13 protein-coding genes and 5 pseudogenes are annotated in these 15,748 nt (G+C 43.2%); 10 read left to right on the top strand and 8 right to left on the bottom strand.

Going from position 1 to position 15,748, the window contains the following annotated elements:
* Nucleotides 1-64 precede the first annotated feature (64 nt).
* A complete protein-coding gene (hutC, locus tag ACMAZD_RS10380) occupies nucleotides 65-778 on the bottom strand; it encodes a histidine utilization repressor (protein WP_372226478.1) in 714 nt (237 codons plus the stop codon).
* 181 nt (nucleotides 779-959) lie between these two features.
* Here hutC and ACMAZD_RS10375 point away from each other — a divergent pair, with 181 nt between their 5' ends.
* Entirely contained in the window at nucleotides 960-1,703 is a 744-nt protein-coding gene (locus ACMAZD_RS10375) for a sporulation protein (RefSeq protein ID WP_435247160.1), read from the top strand.
* Between the two features lie 90 nt (nucleotides 1,704-1,793).
* Here ACMAZD_RS10375 and ACMAZD_RS10370 read toward each other — a convergent pair.
* Nucleotides 1,794-2,168 (bottom strand): annotated as a pseudogene (locus ACMAZD_RS10370) (DUF3187 family protein); the annotation flags it as partial.
* Nucleotides 2,169-2,353: 185 nt separating this feature from the next.
* On the opposite strand from ACMAZD_RS10370, the gene ACMAZD_RS10365 reads away from it, so the two are divergent.
* A complete protein-coding gene (locus ACMAZD_RS10365) occupies nucleotides 2,354-2,644 on the top strand; it encodes a putative quinol monooxygenase (protein ID WP_241902041.1) in 291 nt (96 codons plus the stop codon).
* Between the two features lie 46 nt (nucleotides 2,645-2,690).
* On the opposite strand, the pseudogene ACMAZD_RS10360 reads toward ACMAZD_RS10365, so the two are convergent.
* A pseudogene (locus ACMAZD_RS10360) lies at nucleotides 2,691-3,758 on the bottom strand (IS1634 family transposase); the annotation flags it as partial.
* A gap of 105 nt (nucleotides 3,759-3,863) precedes the next feature.
* Here ACMAZD_RS10360 and ACMAZD_RS10355 point away from each other — a divergent pair.
* The gene (locus tag ACMAZD_RS10355) at nucleotides 3,864-4,811 is read left to right on the top strand and encodes an IS30 family transposase (protein WP_435247159.1); all 948 of its coding nucleotides are present in this window, start codon (nucleotides 3,864-3,866) and stop codon (nucleotides 4,809-4,811) included.
* Between the two features lie 36 nt (nucleotides 4,812-4,847).
* Here ACMAZD_RS10355 and ACMAZD_RS10350 read toward each other — a convergent pair.
* A pseudogene (locus ACMAZD_RS10350) lies at nucleotides 4,848-5,402 on the bottom strand (IS1634 family transposase); the annotation flags it as partial.
* A 485-nt stretch (nucleotides 5,403-5,887) separates the two neighbouring features.
* On the opposite strand from ACMAZD_RS10350, the pseudogene ACMAZD_RS10345 reads away from it, so the two are divergent.
* The 7 genes and pseudogenes from ACMAZD_RS10345 to ACMAZD_RS10315 all read left to right on the top strand — a co-directional run bounded on the left by ACMAZD_RS10345 (nucleotide 5,888) and on the right by ACMAZD_RS10315 (nucleotide 11,275).
* Nucleotides 5,888-6,807, top strand: a pseudogene (locus ACMAZD_RS10345) (IS5 family transposase).
* Between the two features lie 320 nt (nucleotides 6,808-7,127).
* Nucleotides 7,128-9,056 (top strand): threonine--tRNA ligase, encoded by a 1,929-nt coding sequence (gene thrS / locus ACMAZD_RS10340; protein ID WP_029223062.1) that lies wholly within the window; start codon nucleotides 7,128-7,130, stop codon nucleotides 9,054-9,056.
* Nucleotides 9,057-9,139: 83 nt separating this feature from the next.
* Nucleotides 9,140-9,610 (top strand): translation initiation factor IF-3, encoded by a 471-nt coding sequence (gene infC, locus ACMAZD_RS10335; protein WP_009846505.1) that lies wholly within the window; start codon nucleotides 9,140-9,142, stop codon nucleotides 9,608-9,610.
* Between the two features lie 104 nt (nucleotides 9,611-9,714).
* Nucleotides 9,715-9,909, top strand: coding sequence for a 50S ribosomal protein L35 (gene rpmI / locus ACMAZD_RS10330; RefSeq protein ID WP_004738430.1), 195 nt, complete (start codon nucleotides 9,715-9,717; stop codon nucleotides 9,907-9,909).
* Between the two features lie 42 nt (nucleotides 9,910-9,951).
* A complete protein-coding gene (gene rplT, locus ACMAZD_RS10325) occupies nucleotides 9,952-10,305 on the top strand; it encodes a 50S ribosomal protein L20 (RefSeq protein ID WP_004733517.1) in 354 nt (117 codons plus the stop codon).
* A 174-nt stretch (nucleotides 10,306-10,479) separates the two neighbouring features.
* Nucleotides 10,480-10,797 carry a N(4)-acetylcytidine aminohydrolase gene (gene yqfB, locus ACMAZD_RS10320; protein WP_435247158.1) on the top strand — a complete coding sequence of 106 codons (318 nt, stop codon included), beginning with the start codon at nucleotides 10,480-10,482 and terminating at the stop codon, nucleotides 10,795-10,797.
* 103 nt (nucleotides 10,798-10,900) lie between these two features.
* Nucleotides 10,901-11,275, top strand: coding sequence for a hypothetical protein (locus ACMAZD_RS10315; RefSeq protein ID WP_435249361.1), 375 nt, complete (start codon nucleotides 10,901-10,903; stop codon nucleotides 11,273-11,275).
* Between the two features lie 144 nt (nucleotides 11,276-11,419).
* Here ACMAZD_RS10315 and ACMAZD_RS10310 read toward each other — a convergent pair whose 3' ends face one another.
* From ACMAZD_RS10310 to ACMAZD_RS10295, 4 genes and pseudogenes are all read right to left on the bottom strand, one after another.
* On the bottom strand, nucleotides 11,420-12,658 hold the full coding sequence (locus tag ACMAZD_RS10310) for a leucine-rich repeat-containing protein kinase family protein (protein ID WP_435247157.1): 1,239 nt from the start codon (nucleotides 12,656-12,658) through the stop codon (nucleotides 11,420-11,422).
* A 115-nt stretch (nucleotides 12,659-12,773) separates the two neighbouring features.
* Nucleotides 12,774-13,451: pseudogene (locus tag ACMAZD_RS10305) on the bottom strand (ATP-binding cassette domain-containing protein); the annotation flags it as partial.
* A complete protein-coding gene (locus ACMAZD_RS10300) occupies nucleotides 13,414-14,013 on the bottom strand; it encodes a TetR/AcrR family transcriptional regulator (protein ID WP_435247156.1) in 600 nt (199 codons plus the stop codon). The pseudogene ACMAZD_RS10305 and the gene ACMAZD_RS10300, both read right to left, overlap by 38 nt.
* Nucleotides 14,010-15,446, bottom strand: a complete 1,437-nt coding sequence (locus ACMAZD_RS10295; RefSeq protein ID WP_435247155.1) for a coniferyl aldehyde dehydrogenase — start codon at nucleotides 15,444-15,446, stop codon at nucleotides 14,010-14,012. The genes ACMAZD_RS10300 and ACMAZD_RS10295 overlap by 4 nt, the downstream gene beginning before the upstream one ends.
* Nucleotides 15,447-15,748: the final 302 nt, after the last annotated feature.

Below are 15,748 nucleotides of genomic sequence, written 5' to 3'. Positions count from 1 at the left end.
CTAAACGCTGACCCGAATCAAGTTGATGTTGCAAAAATGTGATCGGCGATCAGGATGATGTTCTTTAATCTAGAAGTATCTTAGAGCTTAATTTGTACTTAGAACCAGGATGGTAAAGCAATGCAAAGCTGATTAGGCGTTCTTTACTCCATGTTCTTCTATTCAAAAGTAGGCAAGGCTCTGATTCAGATAGCTTTAGTGACGTTCTAATTTGAGAGTCAGGAATAATGGCTTCAACCGTGTGCTCGATAGCACTTAACGGGCAGCTTTTTGAAAGGTATTCATTGGGTGTCGAGGTTGAAAAGTCTTGCTCTAGATATTTTGGAGCGGCTTGAGAGTTCACCCAGCGCGCTTCCAATTGAATCGGTGTGTTGTCAGCAAAGTGGATGATTTCACTATAGAATACTTCAGCATTGATCATGACACCTAACCGTGTGGCGGTGCTTTCATCAGCCTTGATGCTCTTGTGCTTGATAACTTGACTAGCATACGTTTGGCCTCGGTCTTTGATCTCTTGCGCGATATTGTTGATGTCAAGCAGGGGAGATTGTGCTTTTTCGTCTGGTTCACAAACAAAAGTACCCAGCCTTGGTTTCCTGATTAGCTTACCTTCAGACACCAAATCTCGAATGGCCTTATTCACTGTCATTCGACTCACTTTGAACTGCTCGGTGAGTTCTAGCTCTGTGGTTATCTGGTAACCCACTGGCCAGTGACCACTGGTGATATTGTCGTCTATGAACTGTTTTATCTGAAGGTAGAGCGGCGCTTTCGACATAATGAAACCTTATTTGACTATACAAATAGAGTAACGGAATTTTTCACGATTACAACATTTCCTCGGGCAATGTGACCTTATTCAACATAGATGGGGCAAACTGCTTGATTCTGTGAGGTAAGTGTCGCAAATTATCACGCAATAACTATTCGTAAATCAGATAATTAGAAAGGGAAATAATATGTTTAAGAAATTAAAGGCCTCGTTGGGCATCGGTGCAGCAAAAGTTGATACCGTCTTAGATAATATTGACGTTTTCCAAGGTGGAGAATTGTCTGGCAATGTTCACATTGTTGGCGGCGACGTTGAACAACAAATTGACATGATCAACTTAGTTCTTAACACAGAAGTGAAAGTTGAAACCGAAGACAGCACCAGCTACGAAACTTTTTCACTGGGTCGTATTCAAGCGGTAGAGCCTTTCGTCATCCAACCTGGCGAAACCAAGCTGATTCCTTTCCGTCTTAAATTGAATGATGAAACGCCAGTCACCGCGTTGAACGCACAAATGAACCAATGCCACGTGTGGGTAGAAACCAACCTAGATATCGGCTTCGCGATTGACCCTAAAGACCGCGACTTTATCTCTGTTCATCCATTGCCAACGGTTGCTAAAATTATCCAAGGTGTCGAAGCATCGGGCATGGCAATGGTGAAAGCAGACGTAGAGAAAGGCTTCTTGAAAGGGAACACTTTCGCTTCACGCTCGGGCTGCTACCAAGAGATTGAATTTCGCAGCGGCGGCTTCATGAACAACAAAGAGATCGAGCTATCATTCATCGTTGAAGGTTCAGTGGTTCACTGTTTAGCAGAAATCGACCGCTCAATGAGCTTTCGTGGCGACCAATATATCTCATTCAGCTTACCAGTAAACGCGGCTGACTCAGACATTCGCAACGCAATCTCAAGAATTATGAGTAGATAGTTGCTCTGACTTATATACAAACAACATAGTCTTCCAAAGTCGAACTTTTTAGTTCGGCTTTTTTGTTTTTACTCTCGACCTCAGATGTGTTTACCAATGATGCCGATAGGTCAATTGGAATACAACGTCAGTGGAGTTGTCCATGTTGAAGATGTTCTCGATAATGAATATATCGACCGCTGAGCGTTGCATGAGATACCGATACCCAAACATCATTTCATTGGCGGCTTCTGAAAATTCAGTTTCACCGTCTTCTGCGCCTTCATACCAACGATACTCAAGGTGCAACTCGTGGTTTATAAGGTCTATGATTTGGTATTAAGTGTAGAGGGTGAAAGCGCTAGTCAGCGTGTCGCCAGAGAAGCCTCTAGTATTGATGTTGTGGTCTGGCGCATAGATGTTGTATTAGTGTTTCTCTTTCCGGTTTAGGCCTGCTTGGTCGACGTGAGATAGGTCATGAAAATTTTATATGTAAAACCCAAACCTATCATTTTTAAGATTTGTCTTTTTTGGCATTTATTGTGTCACTTTTGCCATTAGTGTTTCTAGGGGCTCACTTCATAATACGAGTTAGTAGATCGTTGAGTGAACTAATCTCAAGTCACCTTGAAGTTAGTTCAGTAAATAATAAAAATATTTGTGAGTAAGTTATGCAGAAAATGACAACATTTGAATTTCAAGCGAAACCAGGTGAATCAGAAAATTTGTTAGCGTTCTTTAAAAGAATCTTGCCAGAAACCAGAGAATTTCCTGGAAATAAAGGGGCACAAGTTTTCCGTCGGTCTGAATATGAATTTATGATTTGTGTTTATTGGGAATCTGAGAGAGATCTAGACAAATATCTAGAGTGGCGAGAAGAAAGAGGAGATTTTTCGATGTTACTGAGTTTTTTGGAAATAGCGCCTAATATAACTATTTATCAGTCTGTTACACATACTTAAAGTGTAAATTAGTTTACGTTATTCTATCCGACATTCCGCACCTCATTTAGGAATAAATTGCTTCATATAGCTTACCTAGCAATTGAAGCAATCTCCTCTGATGGTCTTGAATGCCGGTGATAAACCATTGTTCGCCGAACTCAAGTGTATCGACCCCTTCAAATTTTAAAAACACCCAGCGAGCAGTTGGCTTAGATGTGGTTTTGTTCTTAACCATGCTTGGAAAAAATTCTTCAGTAACAGCCAACTCTTCACGTATCTTATGCTCGAGTCCAGCATAAACCATTAGGCTTAAGGTCATTATCATGAGTAAAGCTTCGATGCGTTGTGGTTTTTTTAAGAAGATAGATGATGTTAAAAACTCAGGGCTTTTAAGGAAGCGAAAACCTCGCTCGACTTTCTGTTGTGACTTGTAGTGTTCCAGTAACGCAGCCATATCGAGATCGGTACTTTCAGTATCATTGGTCGCAAGAATGAACATACCAACTTTAAGCTTCGCGAGTTTTACTTTTTCTAAATCAGTGAACGGATTTGCTTCAATTTTGTAGTGGTATCCAGTTGGAACCTCATCTTTTTTAGGGCGCCCTCGGCCAGCAAACTCGGGCACTTGCCGTATCTCACTTTGCTCGAAACTCAACAGTTGGCATTGACTCTGAAATTCACTCATAGCCTTTTGTGCATCAGTCGCACAGGCAAATTGTTTCTTAGCTAATTGAGCTAGAGATTTAAGCTCTTTGGTCAGATTTTTATCCAAATTTTTATAAAAAGTGGCTTCTTCTCGCTTTGTCGCTTGCTCGCTGTTCACTAACAACCATCGCTGCTTCACGTTGCCATAATCAGATTCAATCCAGTGCCCCGAATAACCATTACCGATAGGCTCTAATTGCGCTGGCGATAATGCCAGTAGAGCTTGTTTGGCCATTTTAATGGTCATTGGGACGCGTGTAATGAACTTCTGCTTTTGTTCATCAAGTGAGCAAATACTGTCTGACGTGTATAAAGCTGCATCAGCAATAAAGTAACGACTATTTTGCGCGGCTTTAAGACAGTGAATATGGCGCTTAGTGACCTCTGCAAATGCTTTTGCATCGTTCGTGTTTCCACTGAGAGCCTGCCCGATTTCAGATAATAAGTGCGACATTCATGGAAAGGTGTAGAAGAGGAAGCCAACTGCTGAAAGTGGTACGCTCTTCTCGCCAAAGAAACAAGCAGTACTACCATGAATTATCAGCAGTTGACCGAGGGCAGAAGATACCAGATTTCTGCTCTTTTGGAACGGGGGATTTCGGTTTCTGAAATAGCTAAAACTGTTCAGTGCCATCGCTCTACGGTATATCGTGAGCTTAAACGCGGCAGTAGAAGCAGTCATTATTGCCCAAGCGAAGCTCAGGTATTCTCAATCAAAAAACGCACATCAGCTCGTAAATACAGAATACCTCAGGAGCGTGTTGATTTTATCCGTCTCCTTTTGGAATCGGATTGGAGTCCAGAGCAGATTTCCAGTGTATTAACGAGAGTCGGTGCCGCTGTCAGCCATGAGTGGATCTACCGATTTGTTGCGCAGGATAAACGCTTGGGAGGCAAGTTATATCGCCACTTGAGGCAAGGTCACAAGCGGTATCGTCGCGGTAGAAAAGAGAAAGCGCCAGCGATCAAGAATGCTGTTTCTATCGATGATAGGCCAAGCATCGTTGACAGTAAGGAGCGATTGGGTGATTGGGAAATCGACACCGTATTAGGCAAACATGGCACTGGTGCTATGGTGACAATTTTAGAGCGTAAAACACGATTTTACGTGGTCAAGAAAGTGCCATCGAAGTCAGCAGATGATGTCACCAAAGCCACCATCGAGCTACTCATGCCTTATAAGGAACATGTCCATACCATCACGGCAGATAACGGGAGAGAGTTTGCAGGCCACGAAACCATCGCAAAGGCGTTGGAGGCTGATGTGTACTTTGCCCACCCTTATAGTTCTTGGGAGCGTGGAGCCAATGAGAATGCTAACGGGCTTTTAAGGCAATATGTGAAGAAAGGAACCGACTTAACAACGGTAACAGACAGCGATATTGAATTCGCTGTATCACGGATAAATTATCGACCGAAAAAGTGTTTAGACTTCAAGCAACCAGCGATTGTCTTTAAAGAAATGGTATTGGCTGCTTGATATTGGAGAGTGTCGCACTTCGGAGTTGAATTCGGGCTGCATATAAACAGGGAGCCCTGCTTGATTTTCACAAATTAATTCAAGGACAACCTGATTCAATTCAGGTCGGTGATCTCGACTATAACCTTTGACGAGTTGAATAGAATTAATGTCATCCTCTGCTGATTGAGCATATTCACCATCAACATGGAAACTCGTTATATCAAGGTGGACAGACTCTGTCTTGAGGCCCAATTTTTCAACGGTATGCTCTGCAATAACTTGATATAAAATAGATACATCAGCTTCAAATAAAGCATCTAATGTGCGCCCAAGAACATCATCAGTTAAGTGGTGCGCTTCTATGTTTTTAGCAAGCAGCTTTGATATTGGCTTTGTCTCGAAAAAGTCAGAAAACATATGCAATGTTCGACTATGGAAGCCCAAACCGTTCAAAATCATGGCTAGAACGGCATCACCGTGTGAGACATTATGCTCTGAATACTTAGGAATTATGCGGTCGATAAGCCCGGGTAAATCAATCTCATGACAGAATGCAGCGATTAATCCAAGATGATCTAAGCGTTTTATGACAGGTTGAGGAGCAGACATCGCAAGTTACCGGCAAATAAAAGTAATAGATCAAAACGGGGGATCTGCGTCAAGTCTCAACTGCAATCATTATTGATAAATGATCGTGGGATCACACTAATTAAAATCTAGAATTGGCTGCGGAATGACGGTTAAAATTGGAATTTATAACTAAATGATTACTTTTTCAATGTTTTATTTATTATTATCGGTCAGTGGTTGGATGTTATAAAAATAGATGGTTGGTGTAATTGGTATGTTATTTGTAAATAAGATTTCAGATTGAAGTACTCTGGGTTTTATTAATAAAATTCAAAATAAAGTCATGGGTGAAAATATTTAATTTACTTGTTTTATCTCATGAGAAAATGCGAGATGTATAGACTACTGCATAAAAAGGCTAATGCATTAAAGGGGAAGGGAGAAGGCTTTGTTGCGTAATTCAATGGAACTAAATCCAAAGCCTATGATCTGATCTGTTACGTCCTTTATCTCTCGTAGCCCTCATGCCTAAACCACGTTACAAAACAACCAACTGGAAGCAATACAACCAATCACTTATTAACCGTGGCTCTTTGACCTTTTGGATTGATGAAGAGGCGATAAGCGGGTGGGAGCAAAGCAAACAAAATAAGCGCGGGAGACCACGTCGGTTCATTGATTTAGCTAGCACGACAGCGATGATGGTGAAGCGAGTTTGTTCTATGCCGCTGTGAGCGCTGCAAGGGTTTATCGACTCGATCTTTAGACTTGCCCATATTCTATTAAGCTGTCCACATTACACTTGCATCAGTCGTAGAGCCAAGCAAGTTAAGGTCTCATTTAAGACTAAAACGAGAGGAGCGATACAACACCTAGCTATTGATGCTACTGGCCTTAAGGTTTATGGCGAAGGTGAATGGAAAGTCAAAAAACATGGGACGGATGGCAAGCGTAGAGTCTGGCGAAAGCTGCATATTGCCGTCGATACCAACACTCACGAGATCATTGCCGCCGAGCTAAGTTTATCGACGGTTACAGATGGAGAAGTACTCCCTAACTTACTGAAAAAACACGCCGAAGTATCCTTGAGATGTCTGGTGATGGCGCTTACGACACGAGAGCGTGCTACGCTGCTATTAAGATTAAACGAGCCGTTGCGCTTAGTCCCCCAAGAGAGGGGGCAGCCTTCTGGGAGCCTGGTCAACTTCGAAATCTCGCCGTGGGTTGTCAGAAGTTATACGGCTCGAATAAGTATTGGAAAGAGCGGTATGGATACCACAAACGTTCACTCTTAGAAACAGCGATGTATCGAGTTAAACAATTGCAAGGAGGGCAACTGAGCTTAAGAAATTACAATTCACAGGTAGGTGAAATTTACGCGATGATAAAAGCGTTGAACAAGTTTACTGGGTTAGGTATGCCTGAAACTTGTCGTATTGGTTAAGAAATATGCGAAACAGGGTTGCTCTATATCCCTAAATTTAGATGTGCAACAAAGCTTATATATGCTTGACCGCTGATCATAAAAAGAACTGTCATTTAGAGATGACAGTTTTCCTCGAGCTCTTATCCAGTACATTATTGTCATTTCATGTTAATTCGTTACAATACCTTTGGAATAAATGAGGGTGCATCTGTATTTGTACCTAAATTTGTACCAATTCTTACATATATCCCCATCAAGTTATCTAACTTTTTGAATTAAATATATTAAATAATTTTCATGTGTTGCTTGGTGTGCAACACCACTGTAAAGGACAAATAATGCCAATTATTACTCTTCCTGACGGTAGTCAGCGTCAATTTGACAACCCTGTATCAACTCTAGATGTTGCCCTATCAATCGGTCCTGGTCTTGCGAAAGCAACCATTGCTGGTCGTGTAGACGGCGAGCGTGTTGATGCTTGTGATCTTATCGAAAACGATGCAAGCCTAGAAATCATCACAGCTAAAGATGAAGTTGATGGCCTTGAGATCGTTCGTCACTCATGTGCTCACCTTTTAGGTCACGCGATTAAGCAGCTTTTTCCAGAAGCGAAAATGGCGATCGGTCCTACCATCGATAACGGTTTCTACTACGATATCGACCTTGAGCACTCTCTAACGCAAGAAGATCTAGAAAAGATTGAAAAGCGTATGAAAGAGCTAGCGAAGACCAAGTATCAGGTTGTTAAGAAGAAAGTTAGCTGGCAGGAAGCGCGTGACGCATTCGAAGCTCGCGGCGAGACTTACAAAATCGAAATCTTGGATGAGAACGTTTCTAAAGACGATCGTCCAGGCCTGTACCATCATGAAGAATACATCGATATGTGTCGTGGTCCACACGTTCCACATATGGGCTTCTGCCAGCACTTCACGCTACTTAACGTAGCGGGTGCTTACTGGCGTGGTAATAGTGACAACAAGATGCTTCAACGTATCTACGGCACTGCATTCCACGACAAGAAAGCGCTCAAGGCTCACTTAGTGCGTCTAGAAGAAGCGGCTAAGCGTGATCACCGTAAAATCGGTAAGCACTTAGATCTATTCCACATGCAGCAAGAAGCACCAGGCATGGTGTTCTGGCATCACAACGGTTGGACTATCTTCCGTGAGCTAGAAGTCTTTATTCGTCAGAAACTGACTGAGTACGATTACCAAGAAGTAAAAGGCCCATTAATGATGGACCGTGTTCTTTGGGAACGTTCTGGTCACTGGGATAAGTACGCTGAAGCGATGTTCACGACTTCTTCAGAGAACCGTGAATACGCGATTAAGCCAATGAACTGCCCTGGTCACGTTCAAATCTTTAACCAAGGTTTGAAATCTTACCGTGATCTACCGCTACGTATGGCCGAGTTCGGCTCATGTCACCGTAACGAGCCGTCTGGCGCACTTCACGGCATTATGCGTGTTCGTGGCTTCACTCAAGATGATGCTCACGTATTCTGTACTGAAGACCAAGTTCAGCAAGAAGTTAAAGCTTGTATTGAAATGGTTTACGATACTTACACAACTTTCGGTTTCGAAAACATCGTTGTTAAGCTATCTACTCGTCCAGAACAGCGTGTAGGTTCAGACGAAATGTGGGACCGTGCAGAGGCCGATCTTAAGCAAGCGCTTGAGGCGATGGAGATTGCATACGAGATTCAAGAAGGCGAGGGTGCGTTCTACGGACCTAAGATTGAATTTACTTTGCATGATTGTTTGGACCGCGCATGGCAATGTGGTACAGTGCAGCTCGATTTTGCATTACCAGAACGTTTAGGTGCAACTTACGTAGGTGAGGATAACGAGCGTCACACGCCAGTTATGATTCACCGCGCGATTTTAGGTTCACTAGAACGCTTCATCGGTATTCTTATTGAAGAATACGCTGGCTTCTTCCCAACGTGGTTGGCGCCAGAACAAGCAATTGTTATGGGCATTACAGACAAACAGTCTGAATATGTACAAGAAATTGCGAAAAAACTGCAAAAAAGTGGATTTAGAGTCAAAGCAGACTTGAGAAATGAGAAGATTGGCTTTAAAATCCGCGAACATACTTTGAAACGTGTACCGTTCATGCTTGTGTGTGGTGACCAAGAAATGGAAGCCGGCGAAATTGCAGTACGTACACGTAAAGGTAAGGACCTTGGCAAATTTAAAGTGGATGACTTTATTTCATACATCCAAGCCGAGGTTTCAAGCCGTAAGCTCAATCTGGAGGAATAGCTATTAAAGGCGGAAGACGTGGCCAACAACCGGCCAAACAAAACCAGCACCGTTTAAACGGTGACATTCGTGGCGTTCGTGAAGTGCGTCTAACTGGCGCAGACGGCGAAGCTGTTGGTGTAGTAACAATCGCTGAAGCGATGGAAGCTGCAAATGAAGCTGGTATGGATCTTGTAGAGATCAGCCCTAACGCCGAGCCGCCAGTTTGTCGTGTGATGGACTACGGTAAGTTCCTCTTCGAGAAGAGCAAAGCTGCGAAAGAGCAGAAGAAAAAGCAAAAGCAGGTTCAGATCAAGGAAATCAAATTCCGACCTGGAACTGATATTGGAGACTATCAGGTAAAACTACGCAACCTGACTGGTTTCCTTGAAGACGGCAACAAAGTGAAGGTAACAATTCGCTTCCGTGGCCGCGAAATGGCTCACCAAGAAATCGGTGTTGACGTTCTTAATCGTTTGAAAGTAGATACTGAAGAATTTGCAGTTGTCGAATCTTTCCCAACGAGAATTGAAGGTCGCCAGATGATCATGGTGTTGGCCCCTAAAAAGAAGTAATTAACGGCTTTGCAAGTAATTAAACCCTGCAGCCTCAGGTTGCGGGGTTTTGTTCGCCCTAATTACTATGTTATTAACAACTCAACAATGCGGAGTTATTCATCATGCCTAAGATGAAAACCAACAAAGGTGCTGCTAAGCGTTTCCAGAAAACTGCTGGTGGTATTAAGTTTAAGCACGCTGGTAAACGTCACATCCTGACTAAGCGTACTACTAAGAACAAGCGTCAGCTTCGTCCGAACTCAATCCTTCCTAAATGTGAAGTTGCTCAAGTTCTACGTATGATGCCATACGCTTAATTCTTTTTAGTTTATAAATTCGTTTAGTTTAGGAGAAGCATAATGCCTCGCGTAAAACGTGGTGTACAAGCTCGTGCACGTCATAAGAAAGTTCTAAAACAAGCTAAAGGTTACTACGGAGCACGTTCACGTGTTTACCGCGTAGCTTTCCAAGCAGTTACCAAAGCTGGTCAATACGCTTACCGTGACCGTCGCAACAAGAAACGTCAATTCCGTCAACTTTGGATTGCACGTATCAACGCGGCATCTCGTCAAAATGGTCTATCTTACAGCCGTTTCATCAATGGCCTTAAGAAAGCATCTATCGAGATCGACCGTAAGATTCTTGCTGACATCGCAGTATTCGACAAAGCAGCATTTGCTGTTCTAGTTGAAAAAGCGAAAGCATCTCTATAATTTAGAGTTAGCTTAAAGGTTTAATAAAAGGAGAACTTCGGTTCTCCTTTTTTATTGCCTGCTATTTGGCTTTGCCGCATTCTCTCGCATCTCGCATCTAATTTTTATTCGCTTGAACAGGCATTCTGGTATATAAACATCTACCTAACCTCTAATGTTAAGCGACCGAGATAAATGACCGCACCTACTACTATGACGTTCTTCGAACGTTTTGAAACCGATATCCTTTCAGGCAAAAAGACCATCACAATTCGTGATGAATCTGAGCGCAATTACCAGCCGGGCAGTGTTGTAGAAGTATCAACGCTAGAGCAGGGACGTGTATTCTGTAATCTTAAGATCATTAGCGTTGAACCAATCCTGTTTGATGACTTAGGTGAGTTCCATGCGGAGCAAGAGAACATGACGCTGGAAGTTCTGAAGGGTGTGATTCAAGATATCTACCCAGGGATCTCTGAGTTTTATGTTGTCTCTTATGAGTTGATAGCTTAAGCCTAATTGGGTTGGATTGACTAGCTAGGGATGGCGTTTTATGAGTAATAACCAGCAGACACTACTTCAGCTTTACTGTCGTGAACAGCAAGACTAAACGTTACTGTCTAAGAATGACCTTGATAGTGAACTGAGCGAGAGTGCCGATTATTTAAAGTGGTGCGAGAGCAAAAGAAACTTTGTTGAAGAAGATGTCTTAGGGCGGACTTGGGTAAAAAGTTGTCCAGCAGGGTACATTACCGAGGTTCACTTTCATTCTGATGGTAGCTTAACTGAACATCGTTTGTTTGACCGGTTTGAAACACAAGGTCATTGGTTATTGAAAAGCGGGTTGCTGCAAGTTGAAATCAATAAAGGTGACAATCGTTACCAGTTTGATGTTGTCGCGTGTAAAGACCTCAATATTCATTCGGCAGTGGAGTATAAGAATCAAGAACTCCACTCTTACCTCAAGCTTGTTCAGGTGGAAGCTAGTTAAGTTATTAAGTAAGAGAAATAACAGAAGCAAGCCAAACTTGAGTCTGATTGGATTCATCAAATTCCAAAACAAAAAAAGCTAACGATAAACGTTAGCTTTTTCATTTCTATCGAACCTTGATTGAACGCTTAAGCTTGGTCGCTCTTATGCGTGATAGCTTTCGAGTTTCTTATACAACTCTGAATTGATATCGCTTGCAGCGCAAACCGTCAGTAGGTCTTCAAAAAAGTACTTCAATGCACGCGCTTCAATTCTACGAATACCTTGTTGCTGCTCTTCAGTCAGGTAACCGTAGATCGTCGCAGCGCCAAAGTCACCAAAGATCATCAGACCTTGCTCGTTAACCAAAGTGTTGTGTGCGTATAGATCACCATGACAAACTTTGTTGGCATGAAGGTGTTCAAACACATCAATCATCTGTTCGGTAATGCTGTTGATCTGAGCAATTGAAAGCTTAAAGCCTTCGTTGAATGTATCGCGAGTGCAGCTTTCAAGAGTAGGGGGCAAACCTAGGTTGTAATAGTTGCTCGGGATCAGTTCCATGACTAACGCTAGGTAGTCTGACTCGTCGACTTGAGCGATAGACTTCACTAGGTGGCTATGTTGGCCTGCTTGAAGACACGCTTCAAGTTCATCATGTGGGTAGCCGTCACTGGTCACTTCGCCTTTGAAGACTTTAACCGCCACTTCTTGTGGGAAATCAAAGACACGATTTAACCAGTTAGCATGAGAAATTACCCCAGACGCACCTTGGCCCAGCACTTGATTGAGTGAGTAGCATTGTGAGCTTACGGCAGGCACGCTATCTAAGCTGCCTGGGTGTTTGCAAAACGGGTTACCCGCAAAGGCTAACCAAGCCAGTTTGGGTAGCTTGATAAGGAGTTCTGGGAATTCAGTCAGTTGGTTTGCAGACAGACGAACCAGTTCAAGGTTTGATAGGTTTTCCATGCTTTCTGGCAAAACCCGAATCTTGTTGCCTGCTAATGCCAGTTTCTGTAGTCGTGGTCTTTCACCTAGCGAGCTAGGCAGAACCTCGATCGCATTGTCGGTCAGGATTAACCAACATAGTTGAATCGGCAGAGACTGCTCGCTAACGGTTTTGATTTGGTTGGTTTTGAAGCCAACCATTTCGAGCTTAGGAAGTGACCCCAGAACATCAGGCAGGTGCGTGAACTGGTTATTCGACGCGAAGATAATACGCAGGTTAGTCAGCTGTGATAACTCTTCTGGTAATTCTGACAGCTGATTCCCCGAAAGGTCCAGAATCTCTAGTGAATCGGCGAGATCCAAGATTTCTAATGGAAACTCAGTGAGATCTTCTGATAATTTTAAGCGCTTAATACCTTTAAGTTGCCCTGATTTTAATTGTTCTAGAGTATGCAAACCTTAGCCTTATGATTAGATGTTCGAGGCGCGTAGTTTACTTGTCTCAATCGAGAAAGGCGAGTACCCGTAACAATACTCGTCTACCTAAGCTCAGCGGTCGATGATATCAAGGTTAAAGCTGAATACGATTTTGGCTAACGCCGACCTCCTCAACAAAATCCACGTCATGACTGACTAAGATAAAAGCGCCTCGGTATTCATGTAAAGCGGACGCCAATATTTGCCTTGAGTCGATGTCTAGGTGGTTGTCCGGTTCATCGAGTAATAGAAGCGGGGAGCCTTGCTTGTGGCTAACGATCAGCATCGCCAGTTTCATTTTTTCACCACCACTTAAATGAGCCACTTTTCGGTATACGGAGTCTCGACTGAACCCTATTCCAGCGAGCAAGGTTCGAGCGTCACTTTCTGTTAACTCAAAGCTGTGTGTCATCAAACTATCGAATATGGTGTCGTTGGTGTCTAACAGGCCAAAGTGTTGATCCAAGTATACGGTCGCCCCTAAGTGCTTAATGGAACCGGTATAGTTCGAGTGTTGGCCATGAATGGCTTTTAACAGTGTCGATTTTCCGCACCCGTTAGCCCCGGTTAGATAGCATCGTTCCCCTTGTGATAGAGAGAAGCTAATAGGAGCACCAGAACCAAAATTTAGGCGACACTCTTAAACGGTTAGTAGTGAGTGTTTTTTAGAACTATTCACTTGTTGTAGGTATAACGCTTGTGGCTTCGGTTGCTCTTGTTGTGCTTTTTCCTTGTTAATCTGAGCTTGGCGCTCGAGTCGTTTTTTTTCCGCCGACAGCTCGCCAGCACATGTCGAAGCTATCGCTGATGTACTTGGCTGACCGCTCTGGCGGTAACTCATTCTGCTCAATCAACCAGTTTGCACAAATCAGAAAGTGGCTGTGGATGAAGTGCCTAACAAGGTTGATGTCTAACACCATCAGTTCACCAATTTCTTGTCCTTTCAAAATGATCTCGTCTAATGATGCGAACATCTGTGAGACGATGACTTCTCGCGTTTGAGTCGTCGGATCGAAATGAACATTGGTGAAGAACTTCATCGCAATTGGATTTTCTAACGCCCATTCAAGCCCTGTAATCCACATTAACTTAAAGGCTTGGTAGCGATCTTGTTCAGCGATATCAGTGTGTGGTTGAAGGTTAGAAAATAGTGCCAGTTTTAGCTCGCGAAACAGCTCATCAATTAATAACGGTTTGTTCTCGAAGTGATGAAACAGTGTCGCTTTTGCGACGCCTGCTGTTTTCGCTATTTGTCCTGTAGATGTGCCCTCTAGCCCTTGCTGAGAGAAGAGCAGGAGCGCAGCATCTAGGATTTTTTGCCTTTTCGTAATCATCTATTTAGTACTTTGAACAGAATCTTTTTAATTGGGTTGTTGTAAGGAGGGTGCATTAACTTGGTGAAGTTAATTTTTCCTCTACTTAGAACGGTTTTGGCATGGCTAAAGGTCTTGAAGCCTTCAATACCATGGTAGTGTCCCATGCCTGAAGGGCCAATGCCACCGAACGGTGCGTCTTCTGCTGCCACATGCACTAGCGAGTCGTTAATACAAACACCGCCAGAATGCGTATTCGATAAGAACTGTTCTTGGGTCTGTTTATCATGACTCATCAGATACAAAGCAAGTGGACGTTCTCTTGCTGTGATGTAGCTGATCGCTTCTTCAATAGAATCATAAGGCACGATAGGCAGAATAGGGCCAAACAACTCTTCTTGCATCGCGACCATGTCGTCGTTCACTTCGGTTAGAAGGTGTGGTGTCATTCTGTGGTTCACATCGTCTTGTGCTTGCTCGGTGACAGTGTGAATAACCGCACCTTTAGACTGAGCATCTGCAATTACACCCTTCAAACGATTGTATTGGCGCATATCGATCACTGAGGTTAAGTCTATGCTTTCAATACCTTCTTTATAAAGTTTTTTGAAGTACTGCTTATAAGCTGTGATGAACGCGTCGACTTTTTCTCGTGGCAATAAGATGTAATCGGGTGCCACGCAAATCTGGCCAGCGTTTAAGCTTTTTGCAAATAGGATGCGTTCAATGGCATCAGCCACATAAAAGTCAGGGGCAATAATCGTTGGAGATTTGCCGCCTAATTCCAAAGTGACAGGCGTTAAGTTGTTGGCTGCTGCTCTCATTACGTGCTTACCCACAGAGGTCGACCCTGTGAATAGAATATGATCAAACGGTAGTTGGCTAAATTTCGCGGAAACATCCGCTTCGCCTTCGATAATCGCAACCTGATCTTTGTTAAATCCTTCAGCCAACATGGCTTTTAAAACTCGGTTGGTCGCTGGAGTGAACTCAGACATCTTGAGCATTGCAGTATTACCTGCCGCCAACGCAGTAATGAGGGGCCCTAAAGAGAGCATTACCGGGAAGTTCCAAGGAACAATGATACCGACAACACCCACTGGCTGATAATGAACGGTGATCTTCGCGGGTGTTAGCATTAAGCCTGCTTTTCTGCGAGATGGCTTTAACCATTTCTTAAGGTTCTTCAGGCTGTAATTGATTTGGTGAAGAGAAGGGGTGATATCAGCAATCAAGCTGTCGTGTTTCGCTCGATGGCCATAATCTTCAGACACCGCATGAATCAATTGCCCTTGGTAGCGCATTAGCAACGCTTTTAATTCCGAGAGGTCTTTTCTTCTCTGCTCAAGCGCTGGATTAACATTACTGCGGTAGTGATCTTTTTGTCGGTTGAATATTTGATCCATGCCGTTGATGTTCGACGTGGTTGGTTCAAGATCTAGATTATGGCTCATAGTATCCCCTAAATTCGAAAGCTGACCGATTGATTGGTCAGTTGAAGTTACTAGAAGATATTGGTATTTACAAGATATGAGCAGAAAAGTTCAATATTTGAGCGTTTACAACATGGAAGTGAGCGAGTTTTAGTTGGAAGAACGAAGTGTTAATAGGCATCGAATCGCGGGATACAGTTTGTGTTGGTGATAGCGATGATTGTGGTAGAGAAGTGGTTATATTTGGCCTAAAACCTTGAAGGTAAGGAATCTCAATGTTTCCTGACCTGAACGATCGCGGCATAACTCTCGTCGGAATGAGT

Source organism: Vibrio sp. nBUS_14, from assembly GCF_051201655.1.
In the GTDB taxonomy this organism is placed as follows: Bacteria; Pseudomonadota; Gammaproteobacteria; order Enterobacterales; family Vibrionaceae; genus Vibrio.
The sequence above is the reverse complement of the archived record's forward strand: the minus strand, read 5'-3'. Positions and strand labels throughout refer to the sequence as shown.